This is a genomic window from Paenibacillus sp. HGH0039 (assembly GCF_000411255.1).
GTDB lineage: Bacteria > Bacillota > Bacilli > Paenibacillales > NBRC-103111 > Paenibacillus_F.
The window spans coordinates 1,790,206-1,808,472 of record NZ_KE150412.1 but is presented as its reverse complement, the minus strand read 5'-3'; the positions used below and the strand labels follow the sequence as shown (position 1 = coordinate 1,808,472).

At 55.2% G+C, this 18,267-nt stretch carries 18 protein-coding genes; 11 read left to right on the top strand and 7 right to left on the bottom strand.

The annotated features are described in order from the left end of the window. Positions 1–159 precede the first annotated feature (159 nt). The gene (locus tag HMPREF1207_RS07940; protein WP_009673086.1) at positions 160–723 is read left to right on the top strand and encodes a GNAT family N-acetyltransferase; all 564 of its coding nucleotides are present in this window, start codon (positions 160–162) and stop codon (positions 721–723) included. 47 nt (positions 724–770) lie between these two features. Here HMPREF1207_RS07940 and HMPREF1207_RS07935 read toward each other — a convergent pair whose 3' ends face one another. Further along, positions 771–2,237, bottom strand: a complete 1,467-nt coding sequence (locus HMPREF1207_RS07935; RefSeq protein WP_009673073.1) for a methyl-accepting chemotaxis protein — start codon at positions 2,235–2,237, stop codon at positions 771–773. A 192-nt stretch (positions 2,238–2,429) separates the two neighbouring features. Here HMPREF1207_RS07935 and HMPREF1207_RS07930 point away from each other — a divergent pair, with 192 nt between their 5' ends. Both HMPREF1207_RS07930 and HMPREF1207_RS07925 read left to right on the top strand, forming a co-directional pair. After that, positions 2,430–3,512, top strand: a complete 1,083-nt coding sequence (locus HMPREF1207_RS07930) for a metallophosphoesterase family protein (RefSeq protein ID WP_009673093.1) — start codon at positions 2,430–2,432, stop codon at positions 3,510–3,512. 67 nt (positions 3,513–3,579) lie between these two features. Beyond that, positions 3,580–5,169, top strand: coding sequence for a peptide chain release factor 3 (locus HMPREF1207_RS07925; protein ID WP_009673075.1), 1,590 nt, complete (start codon positions 3,580–3,582; stop codon positions 5,167–5,169). 104 nt (positions 5,170–5,273) lie between these two features. Here the strand turns inward: HMPREF1207_RS07925 and HMPREF1207_RS07920 are convergent, their stop codons facing one another. Next, positions 5,274–5,993, bottom strand: a complete 720-nt coding sequence (locus tag HMPREF1207_RS07920) for a hypothetical protein (RefSeq protein WP_009673096.1) — start codon at positions 5,991–5,993, stop codon at positions 5,274–5,276. Positions 5,994–6,167: 174 nt separating this feature from the next. Between HMPREF1207_RS07920 and HMPREF1207_RS07915 the strand changes: the two genes are divergently transcribed. Next, positions 6,168–6,917: a YheC/YheD family protein gene (locus HMPREF1207_RS07915; protein WP_009673176.1), complete on the top strand. Its 750-nt coding sequence runs from the start codon at positions 6,168–6,170 to the stop codon at positions 6,915–6,917. 147 nt (positions 6,918–7,064) lie between these two features. Here the strand turns inward: HMPREF1207_RS07915 and HMPREF1207_RS07910 are convergent, their stop codons facing one another. Both HMPREF1207_RS07910 and HMPREF1207_RS07905 read right to left on the bottom strand, forming a co-directional pair. Next, positions 7,065–8,561: a sensor histidine kinase gene (locus tag HMPREF1207_RS07910; protein WP_009673168.1), complete on the bottom strand. Its 1,497-nt coding sequence runs from the start codon at positions 8,559–8,561 to the stop codon at positions 7,065–7,067. Position 8,562: 1 nt separating this feature from the next. Beyond that, positions 8,563–9,288, bottom strand: coding sequence for a response regulator transcription factor (locus tag HMPREF1207_RS07905; RefSeq protein ID WP_009673148.1), 726 nt, complete (start codon positions 9,286–9,288; stop codon positions 8,563–8,565). Positions 9,289–9,647: 359 nt separating this feature from the next. On the opposite strand from HMPREF1207_RS07905, the gene HMPREF1207_RS07900 reads away from it, so the two are divergent. Both HMPREF1207_RS07900 and HMPREF1207_RS07895 read left to right on the top strand, forming a co-directional pair. Further along, on the top strand, positions 9,648–10,691 hold the full coding sequence (locus tag HMPREF1207_RS07900) for a LacI family DNA-binding transcriptional regulator (protein ID WP_009673091.1): 1,044 nt from the start codon (positions 9,648–9,650) through the stop codon (positions 10,689–10,691). Positions 10,692–10,904: 213 nt separating this feature from the next. Continuing rightward, positions 10,905–11,627: an MtnX-like HAD-IB family phosphatase gene (locus HMPREF1207_RS07895; protein WP_009673170.1), complete on the top strand. Its 723-nt coding sequence runs from the start codon at positions 10,905–10,907 to the stop codon at positions 11,625–11,627. Between the two features lie 110 nt (positions 11,628–11,737). On the opposite strand, the gene sspI is transcribed toward HMPREF1207_RS07895, so the two are convergent. Next, entirely contained in the window at positions 11,738–11,941 is a 204-nt protein-coding gene (gene sspI, locus HMPREF1207_RS07890) for a small acid-soluble spore protein SspI (protein ID WP_009673179.1), read from the bottom strand. Between the two features lie 114 nt (positions 11,942–12,055). On the opposite strand from sspI, the gene HMPREF1207_RS07885 reads away from it, so the two are divergent. Further along, positions 12,056–12,715 carry a potassium channel family protein gene (locus tag HMPREF1207_RS07885; protein ID WP_009673141.1) on the top strand — a complete coding sequence of 220 codons (660 nt, stop codon included), beginning with the start codon at positions 12,056–12,058 and terminating at the stop codon, positions 12,713–12,715. Between the two features lie 7 nt (positions 12,716–12,722). Continuing rightward, on the top strand, positions 12,723–13,544 hold the full coding sequence (locus HMPREF1207_RS07880; protein WP_009673071.1) for a TrmH family RNA methyltransferase: 822 nt from the start codon (positions 12,723–12,725) through the stop codon (positions 13,542–13,544). A 102-nt stretch (positions 13,545–13,646) separates the two neighbouring features. On the opposite strand, the gene HMPREF1207_RS07875 is transcribed toward HMPREF1207_RS07880, so the two are convergent. Then, positions 13,647–14,144 (bottom strand): hypothetical protein, encoded by a 498-nt coding sequence (locus HMPREF1207_RS07875; protein ID WP_009673169.1) that lies wholly within the window; start codon positions 14,142–14,144, stop codon positions 13,647–13,649. A 145-nt stretch (positions 14,145–14,289) separates the two neighbouring features. Between HMPREF1207_RS07875 and yunB the strand changes: the two genes are divergently transcribed. Next, positions 14,290–15,102, top strand: coding sequence for a sporulation protein YunB (yunB, locus tag HMPREF1207_RS07870; protein ID WP_009673117.1), 813 nt, complete (start codon positions 14,290–14,292; stop codon positions 15,100–15,102). A 265-nt stretch (positions 15,103–15,367) separates the two neighbouring features. Here the strand turns inward: yunB and HMPREF1207_RS07865 are convergent, their stop codons facing one another. Further along, complete coding sequence (locus HMPREF1207_RS07865) at positions 15,368–16,405, bottom strand: M23 family metallopeptidase (RefSeq protein ID WP_009673107.1); 1,038 nt, start codon at positions 16,403–16,405, stop codon at positions 15,368–15,370. A gap of 23 nt (positions 16,406–16,428) precedes the next feature. Between HMPREF1207_RS07865 and lipA the strand changes: the two genes are divergently transcribed. Further along, positions 16,429–17,547 carry a lipoyl synthase gene (gene lipA, locus HMPREF1207_RS07860; protein ID WP_256123674.1) on the top strand — a complete coding sequence of 373 codons (1,119 nt, stop codon included), beginning with the start codon at positions 16,429–16,431 and terminating at the stop codon, positions 17,545–17,547. A 32-nt stretch (positions 17,548–17,579) separates the two neighbouring features. Then, positions 17,580–18,267, top strand: a 688-nt coding sequence (locus HMPREF1207_RS07855) for a YutD family protein (RefSeq protein ID WP_016423564.1), incomplete at its 3' end; no start/stop codon positions are given.

The window sequence follows — 18,267 nt, the reverse complement described above, 5'->3', positions numbered from 1 at the left end:
TCTATCCCGCTGTCGGTCGGCGGGTCGGAAAAGCCTTTTTCTTTTTGACCTGTAAATTGTTTTATATGTAAAATATTATGTATATTGACGATAAAAGTAAAGAAAAGATGTATAACTAAATTGTAAATCTATGGAATTTAAAGATGGGAGAGAAGAGAGATGTATAGAAAAGGGGACAGTCTGGACGATTTCATTTTATTTGACCGCATTTGGACCCGGGTCTGGCAGCAGCAGGGCTTTGAGCTGGAATTTACCCGCCGGGACGCGGATTGCTACCTGATTCTCTCCGAGGACGGTGAAGCGGCCGGGACGGTAGAGTTTAAACGCTATGACTCCGGCCGCCATCCGCTCGACGCTCTCGCTCCGTTCTCTGAACATCCCGCGCTTGCGCCGGGCAAGGCTGTGGAGGTCGACAAGGTGGCGCTCCTTCCGGAGTACCGGGGCCGCAACCTGGACAAGCTCATTTCGCTCATCGTACATTACTGTGAAAATCGCGGCTGCACGCATATCGTGGCGCTGATGGAACCCAAGCTGTGCAAGGCTCTACGCATGGCATTCCGGATCAAGCTTGAGCGTATTGCGGAGCCTTTCCACTACAAGGGAGGGATGGTCGTACCCGTCGTATGCGACGTAAGCCGCCTCTACCTGAATAAACACGGCTACGGCTGGCTGCTTCCGAATCCGGAACAGCCGGAAATCGTCCTGCCTGCCGTCGGCTCTTGAAAAAAAGAAAACAGGAACACCCTCGTGCGGGGGTGTTCCTGTTTTCTTTAACCGCGGGTCATGGCCTTCAAATTCGTGATGAGGCTGTCCAGACGCTGGTAGCTCGTCACGATATCTTTAATGCGGGCATCGTGATTCTCAAGTCCCGCCATAATCTCTTCGAAGGAAGCCATGTTCTGCTCCGTGCTTCCGGCGATGGCGACAATTTCGTGAGAAATTTTGCGGTACTCCTCCTGCAGCAGCGCAACGGATTCTTCCACGTGATCGGACTGGTTTTTGACGAGTCCGGTATTGTCGGCTACCCGCTGGATGATGCTCTCGACCTGTTCGTTGGCGGCGCGTCCCGCCGTAATCGCCTGCTTCCCGAGATTCACCTGTTTGGTCACCTCGATGCTCGTGTGGCGGATGCCCTGGAGAATGTCGTTGATCTCTTCCGTGGAGCGGCGGGAGTTCTCGGCGAGCTTGCGGACTTCGTCGGATACGACGGCAAAGCCTTTGCCGTGCTCTCCGGCCCGGGCGGCCTCGATTGCCGCGTTGAGCGCAAGCAGGTTGATCTGAGATGTGATGTCGTTGATTAGCCCGACCATGCTGCCGATGCGTACGCCTTGTTCATTCAGATCATTCATCAAATGAACGGTCTGGTGAATGATGCTGTAGACGGTTTCGATTTCCGCGCTGAGGGCATGAACCTGTTCGCTTCCCTGATTCGTCAGGCCGATATTCTCCGTAGACAGCCGCTGGAGCGTACCGGAGCCATCGGCAACGCTGGAGACGACCCGTTCGACTTCCTGAACGTAACTGCTGATATCCACCACAATTTGAGTCTGATGTTCGACGCTGGTAGAGACTTCGCCGAACGTGGCGGTGACCTCTTGCGAAATTTTTCCGGCTGTAGCCACATTCGTTTTGAGCGTGTCGTTGAATTCGTTTAACACCTGCACGGTAGAGCCGACCTGTTCCAGTAGCGAGTCCGTCTGAGTCTTCGCGTCCAGGGTCTCCGCCTGCTTTTCCAGTACTTCTGTCTGAAGTTTCTCCGAGAATCGTGCGGAAGCGGCGGAAGCCGCGGTAATCATGGCGACGTAGAGCAGCAGGTTGGCGAGGGATTCTTTGGGGAACATGGCTTCGTAAAAACGCGGTTGGATGAATAAAAAGGCCGTTAATGCCCCTCCAAGTATGCCGGAGAATACGATAGGCCGATAATTGGAGTAGAGGGTCATCAGCGCGATGTTGACAAAAATGAGGTAATACGTGCTCGTCAGCGGTTCGGCATAAATCAGCAGGGCAGTCAAAACGGTTACGTTCACCGGAACAATATACATAACGAGCTGAGGCGCTATGTGTTTAACCGACATCAAGGTGCTGATTCCGCAAATCACTATGCCGACAACGGCAAGCACGAGAACAACCTCTAAGCTGGCCGTCATAAGATCGATTACGATACCCAGGGCGAGCATGATCCACAGAATGCGGTTGAGCAGTTTGTTCCTTTTAAAAAGCAGATCCTTTGATTCCATGATTTCCCTCATCTCTTAATATTTGTTTACTTTCACCTAATCGGTTGTTTACCGTAAAAAGTTTATAGATTTCACTAATAAATGTTAGTTTATTTTTGCGATTTTTTTTCGGAGGGCGCTTGAAGAATCCGCGTGCAGTGCGGCAAAAAACGGGTTATAATAGGGGGAAGCTTAGCCGGAAGGAGCTGGCAGATGGACAGGCGCTCGTTTCTCAAATGGCTGACCGCATTTTTTGCCATTCTGCTAGGAGCCGGTGCGGGTACCGTATTAAGCGGATTAAGGCGGAAATCCGGTCTTTCGGACCGTGAGGCTGCCGTGGTCCAGGCGGAAGAAGCCGAAGAGCTCCCGGCCGGAGAGGATCTTCAGCTTCCGGATGATCCGCAGGCGGGGAAGGCGCTCGCCACTTTCGCGATTATGAGCGATCTCCACGCTTCGCCCGACGATCCGCTGACTCTGGAGCATCTTAAATCCGCTTTGAGCGATATGACGGCCATGAAGCAGCCGGTGGATGTTCTCTTTCTGACCGGCGATTGTACGGACTACGGGAGAGAGCGGGATTACAAGGAGCTGGGCCGGCTTATGAAGGCGTACAAGCTTCCGCCCGTGCACGCCAATATGGGGAATCACGAATATTACGATCTTTGGCTGGACAAAGCCGGCAAGTTTAACCGGGAGGGCATGCCCAACGGCAAGACCGACGCGATGGCCAGGGAAAGATTTTTAACATTTTTCGGGTACAAACAGCCGTATAACCGGATGGATCTGGAGGGCTGCACCATTCTGCTGCTTTCACAGGAAGGCTATATGCAGGAGAAGCCCGAGGCGGGTGAAGGCGCCTGGTACACGGACGCGCAGATGGAGTGGTTTAAAGCCCAACTGGCGGGACTGGACAAAACGGCGCGGATCTTCATTATGATCCACCAGCCTCTGCCGATGCAGGGACGCAGCGGAGGAAGCCACCAGATCGTCCGCGGCAAGGAAATCCGGGAGCTGATCGCCCCGTACAAGAACGTTTTCGTTTTCTGCGGGCACCGTCATCAGGATTTCCAGAACGGATCGGCCCACTATTTGCAGGAGCCGTTTCATTATTTTCACAACTCATCGGTCGGCCGGACATTGAACAAGGCTCTGCCGGATGCCCGAAAATCGAAGACGCAAGGTCTTTACGTCCAGGTCTTCGAGAATAAGGTCGTGGTCCGCGGCCGCGAATACGCCCAGCGCAGATGGCTGAAGGAAGCGCACTGGACGATCGCATTAAACAAGAAGAGCGTGTGACGCCGCAGGCACCGGAAGCGGGCCGCGGCATAAGATGAACTATAGAGAAAGCAGGAAGGATCCAACCATGAGTACACCTTTACAAAAAGAGCTTCAAACCGAGGCGGCCAAGCGCCGCACGTTCGCCATTATTTCCCACCCCGATGCGGGTAAAACTACACTGACGGAAAAGCTGCTGCTCTTCGGAGGCGCGATCCGTCTCGCCGGAACAGTTAAAGGCCGCAAGGTCGGCAAATATGCGACTTCCGACTGGATGGAGATCGAGAAACAGCGGGGGATCTCCGTTACGTCGTCCGTTATGCAGTTCGATTATCTCGGACACAAGATCAACATTCTGGATACCCCGGGTCACCAGGATTTCAGTGAAGATACGTACCGTACCTTAACCGCCGCAGACAGCGCGGTGATGCTGATCGACGTTGCGAAGGGCGTCGAGGCTCAGACGATCAAGCTGTTCCAGGTATGCCGCATGAGAGGCATTCCGATATTCACGTTTATTAACAAACTCGACCGTGAAGGTCGTGATCCGTTCGAGCTGTTGGAAGAATTGGAGCAGGTTCTCGGTATCCGTTCGTACCCCATGAACTGGCCGATCGGCATGGGCAAGCGGTTCTGCGGCGTATACGACCGCCAGCGGACCCAATTGGAGCTGTTCCAGGGCGACGATCATAAGCAGGTTGCCGTCCGCAAGGTAGAAGGCTACGAGGACCCGGTGATCAAGGAAATCGCGGGCGAGCATATGTACGAGCAGCTCGGACAAGAGCTGGAGCTTCTGGACGTTGCCGGGGACCCGTTTGATTACGAGAAAGTGATGAAAGGCGAGCTGACGCCGGTATTTTTCGGGAGTGCCGTCAACAACTTCGGCGTCCAGACGTTCCTGGAAAACTTCCTGGAACTGGCGCCGGCTCCGGAGCCGCGTAAAAACACGCAGGGCGAAATGGTAGAGCCGACCAAAGAGAACTTCTCGGGGTATGTGTTCAAAATCCAGGCCAACATGAATCCGGCTCACCGGGACCGGATCGCGTTCCTGCGGATCGTGTCGGGCAAATTCCAGAGAGGCATGTCTGTGAAGCATGTGCGTGCCGGGAAGGAAATTAAGCTTTCTCAGCCGCAGCAGTTTCTTGCACAGGACCGCGACATTGTGGAGGAGGCGTATCCGGGAGATATCATCGGGTTGTTCGACCCGGGTATTTTCAGAATCGGGGATTCTCTCAGCCAGAAGGAAGAAATCGTGTTCGATGAGCTGCCTACGTTCTCGCCGGAAATTTTCAGCAAAGTAACCGTCAAGAACGCCTTGAAGCACAAACAGTATCAGAAGGGAATCGACCAGCTTACGGAGGAAGGAACCATCCAAGTGTTCCGGACTACCGGAGCGTTTGACGATACGATTCTCGGGGTAGTCGGCCAGCTTCAGTTCGAAGTGTTCGAGCACCGGATGAAGGCCGAGTACGGGGTAGATATCCAGCTTCAGCGCCTGGGCTTCCAGTTCGCGAGATGGATTATCGACGAGAAGATCGACCCGTCCCGCTTCCGCATCAACTCGCAGCTTGTCACGGACAAGAAAGGCAACTATGTTGCCCTGTTCGAGAGCGAGTACGCCCTGCGGTCCGCCATGGAGAAAAATCCGAATGCGCAGTTCCTGACAAACGCGCCTTAAATAAACAAGGAGGACCGGGTGGTGGTTGATTCCCCGCTCCTCCGTATTAAACGAAAGCCATTCCGCCGATTTGGGCGGGATGGCTTTTTTTGAATGCTTCCGCGCTAGTCCGGGGCGTGGCTGTCCCGCTCCGTTTGTTGTTTGCGGGCCCGTTTTTCGGCTGCAAAGGCGGTTATGGTACCGGTTGCCAGACCTGCGGCCAGGAAGAGAGGCCCGTACCACTCCGAGAGAAGATAAGGTTCCGCGGGCTTTCTTTCCTCCCAGGGACCCGGGGCCGCCCGTTCGGTCGGCCGCACCCCGTCCGTAACAGAATCGGGGGAGGGAGAAGCATTTTCAGGTGGGGGTGAAGCAGGTTCGGCCGAGGAGGATTCCTTGTACTTTGCGCCGAGTTTGTCCAGAAGAGCCGTGATCTCATCGGGGGTGTAAAACCGGGAGAAAGGTTTTACGCCGGAAAGCCGGATCAATCCTTGATGGACCCCGCTTACGATAAAAGGGCTTCCGGCTTTGAGAAGAAGCAGGTACCGCTCGCCCGGAAACATTTTGCCTTCGTCGGAAAATTGAAGCACGTTAACCTTGATGGGCGTCCTGACATTCGTATCGCCCTTAAGGATTTGATCAAGCTGGAGTGTGTAAGCGTTATCCATGCCGGATTTCTGTTCCCGCAGTACTGTCCCCGTTACAATGACGTCGGACTCTTCCTCCAGCTGTCTAAGCGGAATCAGCGCGTAGTCCAGCGCACTCGCTTGATAGGGATTTAGCAGCAGGCCGATCAAGCCCGCCAAGAAGAACAGGACGACGGTCGGTAAACCGTACTTTTTTCTCACGGGATACACCTCGCTTCTTTTCCCTATTAACGGCCTTTTGGCCTGCAAGGTTGCATTTTCCCGGCGGCAGGCGTTTGTCCGTGACAGTCCTTGGCCCGGCCTCATAAGCTAATCGCAGGTTTGGATAATCTGATTCAAGCAGGTATGTCGGCGGATGATAGGAGGAAGCACCGGATGAGAAGATATGTCGTGAGCAAGTGGGTAAAGACGGAGGCTGTCCTGCACAGCACGGCTGTGCGTCCTCATATACCGGCGACACGGATCCTGTCGGAAGAATCGCTGCGGGATATGTTGAACGAATATCGCATGGTGTACGTGAAACCCGACTGCGGGACGTTCGGCAGGGGTGTAATGCGGGTGGATTATAACAAACAAGATGCCAAGCCTTACCGGTATCAGCACCGGAAGACGACCCGGAGCTTTGAAACTTGCGAGGACCTGTATCAATCGCTGAAGACGGCAACGGTTGGACGCAAATATTTAGTCCAAAAGGGTATCCGCATGCTGAAGCATGACAAGAACGTGTTCGATTTGCGGGTCATGGTGCAGATCAATCCGGCCGGGCAATGGGAAACAAGCGGTATGATCGGCAGAGTTTCCCAAACCGGCAAGGTGGTTACGAACTACCACAGCGGAGGACAGCTGCGTTCCGTTGAGACCTTACTCGGCTCCTATCTGGACGCCGAAGAGTTGAAGCGCTTCAAAGCCAAGCTTAAACGGCTGGCTCTCGGCACCGCTCATGCTCTCCGTTCGAAGTATCCGGGTATCCGGGAAATCGGGCTGGATGTCGCTGTCGATCAGGAACTTAAGCCGTGGGTGTTGGAAGTGAATACGAAGCCGGACCCGTATATTTTTAAAGTCCTGAAGGATAAGCGGATCTACGCGAAGGTACTGCGGTACTACAAGTACAACAAACGCAAATGAAAAAGAAACGGCCGGGCGGTGTCAGCCGGGCCGTTTTGGTTGGAGGGGCATCGGAAGAACTGCATCGTAAACCGCAAACCTTACAGCCGGATACCGGGAAGAACGAGCAGCGAAGAAGAACAGGCCAAGCGCCGAAAGCCGCCGCTCTTAGACTTCTCCTTCTCCCGGCAACTCTCCCGCATGAGCCGCTTCTCCCGGCTTGACGGGAAAACGCAGGCGGAACGTGGTGCCTTGGCCGGGCACGCTCGACACGCGTATTTCGGCGTCGTGCGCCTCCATGAGCCGCTTCACGATCGAAAGCCCGAGGCCGGTTTCGCTCCGGTCTTTGGAGCGGGAAGGATCGGCCTTGTAGAAACGATCCCAGATCTGCTCCATCTCCTCGGCGGTCATCCCCCGTCCCGTGTCCGAGATGCTCAGCTCGGTGGCGGTCTCCGTCTGTCTTGCCGTCATACGGATGGTGCCGTGAGACGTGAACTGGATGCTGTTTTTAATCAGATTAATCAAAATTTGCGTTAAACGGTCATAATCGCCGTAAATCAACGTGTCCGGAGGGCAGTCGATTTCCAGATGAAGGTCTTTGTCCCCGATCAGGAATTCGAAGGACTCTTTCAGCACTTCAAGCAAATCATTCAACGGATAATACTCACGGCGCAGCGTGATGAGGCCGTTTTGTATTTTTTCCATATCCAGCAGTTCGTTGATGAGACGGATAAGCCGGAGCGTTTCCTGCTCAATGATGCCGTAGTATTTGACCTGCTCTTCGTGTCCGGTGATGTACTCGCTTTTCAGACCTTCGACAATCCCCCGGATCGAGGTGAGCGGCGTTCTCAGTTCGTGCGTCACATCGGTAATAAAACGCCTCCGCTTGATTTCGATACGCTCCAGCTTATGAGAAGTGAACTCCAACTGTTCCGCCATCCGGTTGAAATCCCGGGAGAGATCCCCCAGCTCGTCCGTCCGCGCGAGATCGCAGCGCGCATCGTACCGCCCGTCGGCGATGCGCCGGGTGGCCTGCCGGATCGAAAGGACGGCCCGGCTCATATTGCGCGAAACGATAAGCGCGACGATCATGGCGAGCACAAAAACCACGATACCGGCGAGCACGACCATTTCGTAAACGCGGGAGAGCGTCTGCGTCATTCCTTTGACCGGAGACATGACAAATAAATAATTTTTGCCGTCGGAATGCTTTAATTTAAGCTCGTACGGATATACGAGATAGGGGTCCGGTCCGCTTTCTTCCACGATCAGGGCTTTGCCGCTCTGAAGCTTGGGGATCTGGGCGAGCAGGCTGTCCATGAACGTTTTGGACCGGAACGTCGGAGGAGTGGTGCGCTGGTCTTTAAAATAAAGCTGCCCTTTCGCATTCATGGCGATAAAGGAAATGCCGCGCTCCCTCAGAACCGTGCGGTAGGCGCTCAGCGTCAATTCGGGCACGACTTCCTCCCGGAGGATCAGCCGCGAAATCGTGTCACCGGCGCTCTCGAGCTCTTCCGTTTTCTCGTCGTAAATGTGGATCTTGAACAGATAGACGAAAATAAAACTGACGAGCACGAGAACAAGCAGAGACAGGAAAAGCAGCGAGACAAACTGTCTCTGGAAAAACGTGAAGCGGTGCCGGGTCGGAATCAGCCTGAACTTCATCTTATTCCTCCAATTTGTAGCCGACTCCCCAGACCGTGGCGATCAACGGCCTCTCGGCGCTGCCGATTTTGGTGCGGAGTCTCTTGATGTGGACATCGACCGTGCGTTCATCCCCGTAAAAGTCGTACCCCCACACAGCTTCGAGAAGCTGCTCCCGGGTAAACACGCGTTTGGGATAGCGGACGAGCAGGGAGATCAGATCGAATTCCCGGGGCGTCAGGTTCGTGAATTTATCCGGGCCGACGTAGACCTCGCGCGTGCTCGTATCGACTTTGATATCTTTGTGGACGAGCCGCTCTCCGTTGTCTTCGACAAGATCCTCCGGGAAAGCGGACTCCGCGGCACCGTTGTCGGCCATACTGCCGGGCCCGCTGTGATAGCGGCGCATAATCGCTTTGATGCGTGCGAGAAGCTCCAGCGGACTGAACGGCTTCGTGATATAATCGTCCGCGCCGGATTCCAGTCCGAGTACGCGGTCGCCTTCTTCTCCGCGGGCCGTCAGCAGAATAACGGGGGTGTCCTGTGTCGTGCGGATCATCCGGCACAGCTCAATCCCGCTGCGGTTCGGAAGCATCCAGTCCAGGATAATCAGGTTCCAGGAGGCTTCACGGATCAGGGATTCGGCTTCGGAGCCCGTATGCACGAACGTAACGGTCCCTTCGCGTTCCAGAAAAGGGCGGAGCATTTCGCACACCGACCGGTCGTCTTCCACGACGAGCAGTTTCATTTTCGCTCAACTCCTTATATGACAAGCGGTTGTCCTGGCGGGCTTTGGCCGCAACCGTGATTGTTGTTCGATGCTGCGCGCGCAGCTTGTTTTAGGGCGCTTTCATAATCTTAGCATAGTCGGTCGGATAGGCGAGCGCAAGTAGGGCCGGAGCAGACGGAAAGCACCTGCAGCCGATTGACGGAAAGCCGCTTGATATGAGAAAATGAACGCGTGTTCATTTATTTTATCCGAAAAATTTCTTACAATAAACGATAACGATCTTATCGAATCGAACGATTATGATCCAACTAAGTATATTTTCATCGAAATATCCATAGAAACTGGGCGGTAAGGAACGCCAGCTAAGGGGTAGCGGCATGGTGACGAGAAAAGATGTGGCAAAGATGGCGGGTGTATCCGAAGCGACGGTTTCCCGCGTTTTTAACAATGTAGGGCCTATGAAGGAAAGCACGAAGCAGAAAGTATTGGCGGCCGCCAAGGAGCTGAACTATCATCCCAATGCGGTGGCCCGCAGCTTCGCTCTGGGGAAAAGCGGTCATATCGGCCTGATTCTGCCGTATGTGCCGAAGGTGCATCTGTTTTCGACGTATTATTTCTCGGAAATATTGAGCGGAATAGGCGAAGGGGTCCGCAGGCACGGCTGCGATATGCTGGTCATGTTCCGTTCTCCCCACGAATCCGTGGATTACACGGAGCCTTACCGTTCCCGCAAAGTGGACGGGTGTATTTTTTTGGGGGCGCTGGACGTGCCCGCACAGCGGGAAGGGTTCCGGGAACTCGATCGTCAGGGAATGCCGTTCGTGCTGATCAATCAGCACTACGAAGGGGAGACCTACAGCGTTGTGGACGCCGATCATGAGCAGGGCTGCTACGAGGCGGTCAAGCACTTGCTGGAAGGCGGGTACCGGCGGATCGCGTTTCTGAACGGATCGCCGCAATATTCGAACAGCGCGGACCGTCTGCGGGGCTATTACCGGGCCTTGAACGAAGCGGGTCTGGCGCCGGAGCCCGAGCTGATTTTGGAAGGCAACTACAGCCGGACAAGCGGCTATGCGGCGGCGGCACGGATTGCCGAACTCGGCGGCCGTGTCGATGCGGTATTCTCATCGAACGACCGGATGGCGGTCGGCCTCATGCAGGGCCTGAAAGAACGGGGCATCGTCCCCGGAGAAGATCTTGCCATCGTCGGATATGACGATTCCGAAGCCGCCAAGCTCAGCGATCCGCCGCTGACCTCCGTTTATGTTCCGTTCTTCGAGATGGGACTTCTCGCGGCCGATGCGCTGCTGAAGCGGATCAATGCTTCCCCGGAAGAGGGCGAGCTGCCCGATTCGTTCCATGAACGGCTTTCCACGAAGCTCGTCGTCCGTGCTTCCTCCAACCCGCGGCCGGGGAATTAAGAGATCCGGCAGAAGCAGCAGCCCGCTTTTTGCTGGACACGGTTCGGTTCCGGCTCATCTGCTCTAAATTCCGGTATGCTATAATAGAGAAAAAAAAGACCCGTTCTCAGGTTGATCTGCTTGAGCGGAAACAACGGAGGCTGCCGGGACAACCTTCTGCCGCACGGCAGATTTAACGGAGGATAGAGGGGTCTGCAAGGGAGCGGATATCGTTTGGAGAAGGGACAACTGGTCGTTGTGACCGATTTTGACGGCACTTTGATGGAGCAGGATGTAGGGGCGACCCTGATGAAGGAACTTGGCGTGGAGGACCGTCCGGATGTCCGGGGGAAGCTGGAGCGTTTTTTGAACAAGGAAATCGGTTCACGGGAATGGATCCACACGTCCTACGGCTTGCTGGGGGACCGGCAGGAGGAAGTGAACGCCATCGCCGACCGCATGAATTTGAGGGACGGAGCCGAGGAATTTCTGGCGTATTGTAAAACCAAAAGCATTCCGGTGACTATTCTCAGCGACGGAATGAAATATTATATCGACCGCATCATGGCCGCCAATCACGTCACCGTTGACACCGTTATTTCCAATCCGATTCAATACGGGGAGGACGGCGCTTACACACTGGGGACGCAAAACATGAACCCGGCCTGCTCCTGGTGCGGCTGCTGCAAATCCGGGGTTGTGCGCAAGCTGAAAGAAGAAGGCTGCCGGGTCATTTATATAGGCGACGGCAGCAGCGATATTTACGGCTCCGCCTATGCCGATTGGGTTTTTGCCCGCAGCAGTCTGGCCCGTTATTTGACGCGGGAGGACATCTCTTTTTTTCCGTTTGCCACGTTTCATGATATTTTGAAGGTGGTTCGGGAGCGGGAAGAGCATTTTCTGACCGACAGCCCGGAGCGCAGGGAACCGGCGGGACACAGCTTTTGTAAATTCTGATCCGGTTATAAAAAAGTTGAAAAGGCGGCAGCCGGCTGGCGAACAGCGGCTGCCGCCTTTCGGTTGACGACCGCCCGGGCGGGAACAGATCGGCGATGATAAGCCGGGTTTTAAGTCAAATGATCGTGCAATGCCGAAACAAGCTCGGACTGCTTCTCGGAATCAATATTTTTCCAAATCACTTCGAATAAAACACCGAGTCCCGGAAGTGCCTGCTCTTGGCCGTCAATGGAATCGTCGATGATTTCTTTCAGCTCGTCATTGGACTTTCCTTCGACCCGTTGAACAATCGCTTGCCGCAAACTGAGGATCATGCCTTATACGCCTCGCTTCCGTGTGGTTTCGTCTTTAATATGCTCGAAAACGGAAGCAATCATGCTATAATAAACTTCAGAATCAGGTATCCTAAAGCGTAAGGATGGAATGCCATGAAAAAACAGTTTGCGGTCATCGGAATGGGCCGTTTCGGATCGTCGGTAGCCAAAAACTTGACGGGACTCGGTTTCGAGGTTCTGGCGCTGGATCACAGTGAAGAGCGCATCCAGGAAATATCCACGGTTGTCACGCATTCCGTACAAGTGGATTGCACCGACGAAGAGGCCTTGAGAGCGCTCGGTATACGCAATTTCGACGTTGTCGTCGTGGCAATCGGTGAAAATATACAGGCCAGCATTTTGGCTACGCTTCTCCTGAAAGACATCGGGATTCCGACCATCGTCGTTAAAGCGGCTAACGATCTTCACGGCAAGGTGCTGCGCAAGATAGGCGCGGACAAAATCATTTATCCCGAGCGGGATATGGGCCAAAGGGTTGCCCATCATCTCATATCGCCCAATATTCTGGATTATATCGAGTTGTCGAGCGAACACAGCATTCTGGAAATGAAGGCGAACGACCGGATGGTCGGTAAAAATTTGCGAGATCTCGATCTTCGCGCGAAATTTCAGTGCAACGTGATCGCCATCAAGCGGCAGGAGCAGCTGATTATTCCTCCGCCCGTCGAAACGCCTATCCAGCCCGGGGAAATTCTGATCGTGCTCGGCAACAACAAAGATTTAAAACGTTTTGAAGTCGAATATTCGGAGTAAATCAACCATGGCACAAGCATACAATCAGCCGGATATCACGTCCGTGCAGAACAATAGAGTGAAAGAATGGGCCGGGCTGCTGGACCGCAAAGGCCGGCAGAAAGCGGGCGCGTTCCTCATCGAGGGGATTCATCTCGTCGAAGAGGCCGTCCGCGCCGGCGCTCCTGTCCGCACTCTCGTGTACGAGGCGGACAAGGGCCTGCCCGGCACACTGGCGGACCATGCCGAGGCGGCTGGGATAGAGACCGTGTCGGTGACGCGCCCGATCATGGAGCGCTGCACCGACACGGAGACACCGCAGGGAATCTTCGCGGTGGTGGACAAACCGGCGGAGCCGGCCGAGACGCTGCTGGCGGATCCCGGCAGCGATCTCGTGGTCGTGGTCGACGGGGTCCAGGACCCCGGGAACCTGGGCACGATTATCCGCAGCGCCGACGCGGTCGGCGCCTCTGCGGTCGTGCTCGGACGGGGGACCGTCGACCTGTACAACCCCAAAGCGATCCGCTCGACGATGGGATCGCTGTTTCATCTGCCGATCGTGGAGGCGGATCTGCAGGAGCTTCTGCCGGCCGCGCGCGAAGCGGGCCGGCAGATCGTCGTCACGAGCCTACAGGCGGATTCGAGCTGCTATGCGCTCGATATGACCCGCCCGACCTGGCTCGTGGTGGGCAACGAAGGCCGCGGCGTGTCCGCGGCGGCCGGGGAGCTTGCCACGCATCGGGTGATTATCCCGATGCAGGGGCAGGCGGAGTCGCTCAACGTGGCGATGGCGACGACGGTGCTGCTTTTCGAGGCGTCGCGGCAGCGGCTTGCCGGCTCGTCCGTTTAGCCTCGCCAATTGAATTTCATGACACAAGAAGAAGAGCCTTCTTTTGAAAAAGAGGCTCTTCTTTTTAATTTAGCGCCGCCGGCCGTTTACGGCCGGGTGCCCTCACTTCTTACGCGCAAAACCTTCCTCTTCCAGATACTCCGCCGCTTCTTCGTAACTTTCAAAAACGGAATCCAGGTTCAGTCCCGCATGAATAAACCACATGTCATCTTCCGGCTTGACGGTAAGTACGTGGCCGTCATCGTTTACCCAGGTTTGTTCATCTTCGCCTTCGGCGGAAGTGCCGGATGAGGCATCCGATTCCGGACCGGAAGCTCCGAGTCCTGCGTTTAGCGACCGGATCGCAGCGCCGGCGAGATCTCGAAGCTGCTCTTCCGTGTAATCCCGGATGTTGACGAGACCTTTGTCGTCCGTTTCGGCGCCCTGAATCTGCCCGGCATAAATGTACCCGTTTCCGTTCGGATGAAAATGGTAGCCGACCGTTTTTTTATCATAAGCGCTGTCTTCGTAATGAAAATTGACCCGTCCGAGAGACACGTTTTTCCGCTGGAGTTCAGGGAAAGATTCCATAATGGCGATTTTTTGTTCAAAAGTGAGCATAGCTGCCTCCGTTATAGCTTCCATGATTTAATTGCTGATTGTATCATATCCTGTTGGAACGGGACAGACAACCGGGAAGAGCCTTCTTTTTTAAAACGAGCCTGCATAGGGTATTAGTAATGCCGCAGGACAGGGAGGAACACGGATGATCCGGCAAAGATGGAAGAGCAGGCCGACCCGCAAACAAGGCTGGAAAAAAAGGCTGTTCTTCGTGCTGCTCATTTTTATGCTTGTCTCGCTGCAGTCGTTTATTATGATCGAGCGGAATTTGAAGCCCCCGCTGATGAATCTGGCGAAAGTGCGGGTCAAGCAGATCGCCACCGAATCCATCAATGAAGCGATTTCCGATAGGATTTCCAGAGGAACGGACTTCGAGAAGCTGATCGACTGGAAAACGGACAGCAGCGGCAAAGTATCCGGCTTTATGCTTAATTATTCCGAGCATATGCGGATTACCGCCGAAACCCGCGGGGCCGTTCAAAGCCAGCTGAACCGGCTGACGGCGATTCCCGAGCATATCCCTCTCGGGCAGGCGATGGGAAGCGCCATTCTCGCTTCTTTCGGTCCGAATATCCCGATCCGGATTACGCCGGCAGGGGCCGTCAAGGTGGATCTCAGCACCCGTCATGAAAATGCGGGCATCAACATGATTCTCGTCGAAGTCTATATCCGGATCGTCGCCGAGGTCTCTGTCATCATCCCGTTCGATTCCGAACCTGAAATCGTCGAAACCGAAATTCCGATTTCCTATTCGCTTGTTGTCGGCGACGTGCCTATGTATTATTTCGACAACAAAGGGAATCCCGTCGGGTCGAGCAAGGATGCGGTGCCCCCGAGCATCTCGCTGCCCAATCTCAAAGGACAGCCAACAGCCGGAAGCGGCGGAAAGCAGCAGCCCGACGCTCATACGGAAGGCGTAACTAAGCCCGAGGGGGCGGAGGAGAAAAAGGCGGAGTAATCCGGGCGGACAGCCGTTTGAAGGAGGTTGCCCGAAGTCCGCCTTTTTTCGCCTTATCACGGGCAGCGGTGGTTGACCGCCGTCATTCGGCGACAAACACCGCGTGCCGGGAGCTTCGCGCGGTGCGAGCGGCTGTGCCGCAAGCTTCTGCCGGGCTCGGTCCGTCTTTGCCGGCAAGGAACGCCGGGAACAGAACAGGCCCTCTCTTCAGAGAAGGCCTGTTTGTTGACTCATAGGGGCCGGCGGATGCGGAAGAGGGAGGGGGTCATTTCCCCGCCGCTCTTTTTTTAAATTCCTCGCGCTCCCACTTCTTCAGCGACGGGTAAGGGTCGAAAGGCCAGTCCGCCAGGCCTTTGTCCCGGTACATGCCGAAATGAAGGTGAGGCGGAAATTTACCGGAGGTACCGGGCTTTCCGTACCCCGAGCTGCCGACCCAGCCGACGACTTGTCCGGGCGCTACGACGTCGCCTTCCTTGATTTTTTTATCGAATCCGGAAAGGTGCGCGTAATAATGATAAATATTATCGAGATCGCGTATGCCGATCCGCCAGCCCCCGTAAGGGTTCCAGCCTTTTACTTCTATGATGCCGTAGCTGGTGCTGCGCACCGGAACTCCGTATCCGGCAAACAGGTCCGTTCCCTCGTGGATGCGGAAACCGCCCCAGCCCCGGCTCGCTCCCCACGTGCTGCGGTAGGAATATTCCGCTTTGACCGGAAGGGGGAAAGCATGCTCGTGAAGACTGAGTGTCCCGAATTTTTCGTAGATATCCGCAAATTGTTCAATGCGTTCGACGCTGCGCGTATTGGAATAATGCTCCCACAAGGAAATGCGGATATCTTCGGGATCGTTTCCGTGGCGCAGCATCAGCCTGGCCATCGCGGCCAGACGGTCGAGGTCGTTGCCGCGGTCGGCCAGACCGTCGCCCGATCCGTCCACCCCGACGCCGCCGAAAAAGGAGATGCTCCCCGGGTCGGTGTCTTCATGATCGGGGTTAAGCATGCCGACCCAGGTCAGCTCCGGAAAGTCGATGTCGATAAGCCTTTCGGAAGCGTCTTTTTTGCGGCTTTTGTTCATCGTATATTCATAGCGGTTCACAGCTGCGAGCAGGGGCCACGGTATCCCTGTAATTTCACTTACCTTCTGCAAAAGCTCTTTGCGCTCGGCATCAGGCGGCTGCTGCGGTTTGGCGGCCGGAGGAGGCACCTTGACCGGCTCGGCTGCCGTCGCCGTGAGGGGGCCTGCCGCGAGGCACGCCGTTAATAAGCCCGCAAGCAGCCTTTTGGACGGCAGTATTCCTTTCATGCAATCACCTCTTCTTGGTGCTGATGACATTAGGATGTACAGGCTTGGTGGATTTATCCCGCAGAGGCCCAATTAAATGCCCGGCCGGAAGTGAAGAAAAGCGGCGTGGATTGTTTGTACATTCGTGCTATAATAAAAAAAGCCCGGCTTCCGTCAGGTTTCTTGCCTTGAATGAATTGGCGAGTATTCGGATCGGGAACGTTACAAGAAAAAACGCAAGGCCTTACAACCCTTGCGAACAAAAGGTGGAGCAAGCAATGGCAACTAAACCGTTACAGCGTAAGCCGGAATGGCTGAAAATAAAACTGAACACCGACGATAACTTTAAAGATTTGAAAAACATGATGCGTTCCAAAACGCTCCACACGGTATGTGAAGAAGCGAAATGCCCCAACATTCACGAATGCTGGGCGAACCGTACGGCCACTTTCATGATCCTCGGGGACATTTGTACCCGCGCCTGCCGTTTTTGCGCGGTTAAAACCGGCCTGCCGACCGAGCTCGATCTTCAAGAGCCGGAACGCGTAGCCGACGCCGCCGCTCAGATGGGGCTCAAACACTGCGTCGTAACGTCCGTTGCGCGCGATGATCTGAAAGACGGCGGTGCGACGATTTTCGCCGAGACGATCCGTGCCGTGCGGAGTAAAGTGCCGTTCTGCAGCGTGGAAGTGCTGATTCCCGATTTTATGGGCGATGAAGCTTCCCTGCAGATCGTGATGGACGCGAAACCCGACATTCTGAACCACAACATCGAAACCGTTGAGCGCATGTCCGATCACGTCCGGGCCAAAGCCAAATACAGCCGCTCCCTTGAGCTGCTGGCGCGGGCGAAGAAGATGAATCCGGACATTCCGACGAAGTCCAGCATCATGATCGGGGTGGGCGAGGAGTGGGATGAAATCCTGCGGACCATGGACGATTTGCGCCGTCACGACTGCGACATTATGACGATCGGACAATACTTGCAGCCGACCAGAAAACATTTGGCCGTAGAAAAATATTATACGCCGGAGCAGTTCGCTCTGTTGAAGGAAGAAGGAATGAAGCGCGGATTCAAGCATGTGGAATCCGGCCCGCTCGTCCGCAGCTCGTACCATGCACATGAGCAGGTTCGATCGGCCTCACAGACGTCCGCTCCGTAACCGACGCCGGGATACAGGGGAGGAATTGGGACATGATTCATATCGGAGGCAGAGCGTACGAGCTGGTCACCGAACACCGGAACGGTTGGAATCAGGAAGTTTTCCGGGACCGTTACAGCGAAGTGCTCGAACGTTACGATTATATAGTGGGTGACTGGGGCTATAATCAGCTGCGCCTCAGAGGATTTTTCCGTGAGAATCACAGCAAAGCGGGCAAGGAATCTTCGATTGTCTATCTTCAGGATTATTTGAACGAATACTGCAACTTCGGATGCGCTTATTTTATTCTTGAAAAGCTTCCGGGCAAGCATACCCCGCCCGAACAGACGGAGGAAGAAGCTGCGGCGGAGGGAACTCCCAAGCCTTCCAGACATCAGGGCCAGGGACAGGGTGCTTCCAGAGCGGAGGCCAAGCAGGAGTCCCGTGAAGGCAAAAGCGATACCCGGGAGCCGCGTGCCGACCATAAGCAGGAGGCTAGGGAATCCCGGCAGGAGCAGAGAGGTTCTTCGAACCGCTCCCAGCGCCAGCAGGACGGCGGCCGTGCGGATGCCCAGGTTTCCCAGAAGCAGGGCAAACCGCGTCCGCCCAGACAGCCCCGCGGGGATCAGCAGCGCGGTGAGCGTTCGACCGACGGCAAGCCGCACAATCAGCGTCAGGGCGGCGGCCAGGGCCAGAACAACAACCAGAACAACAACCAGAACAACAACCAGAACAACAACC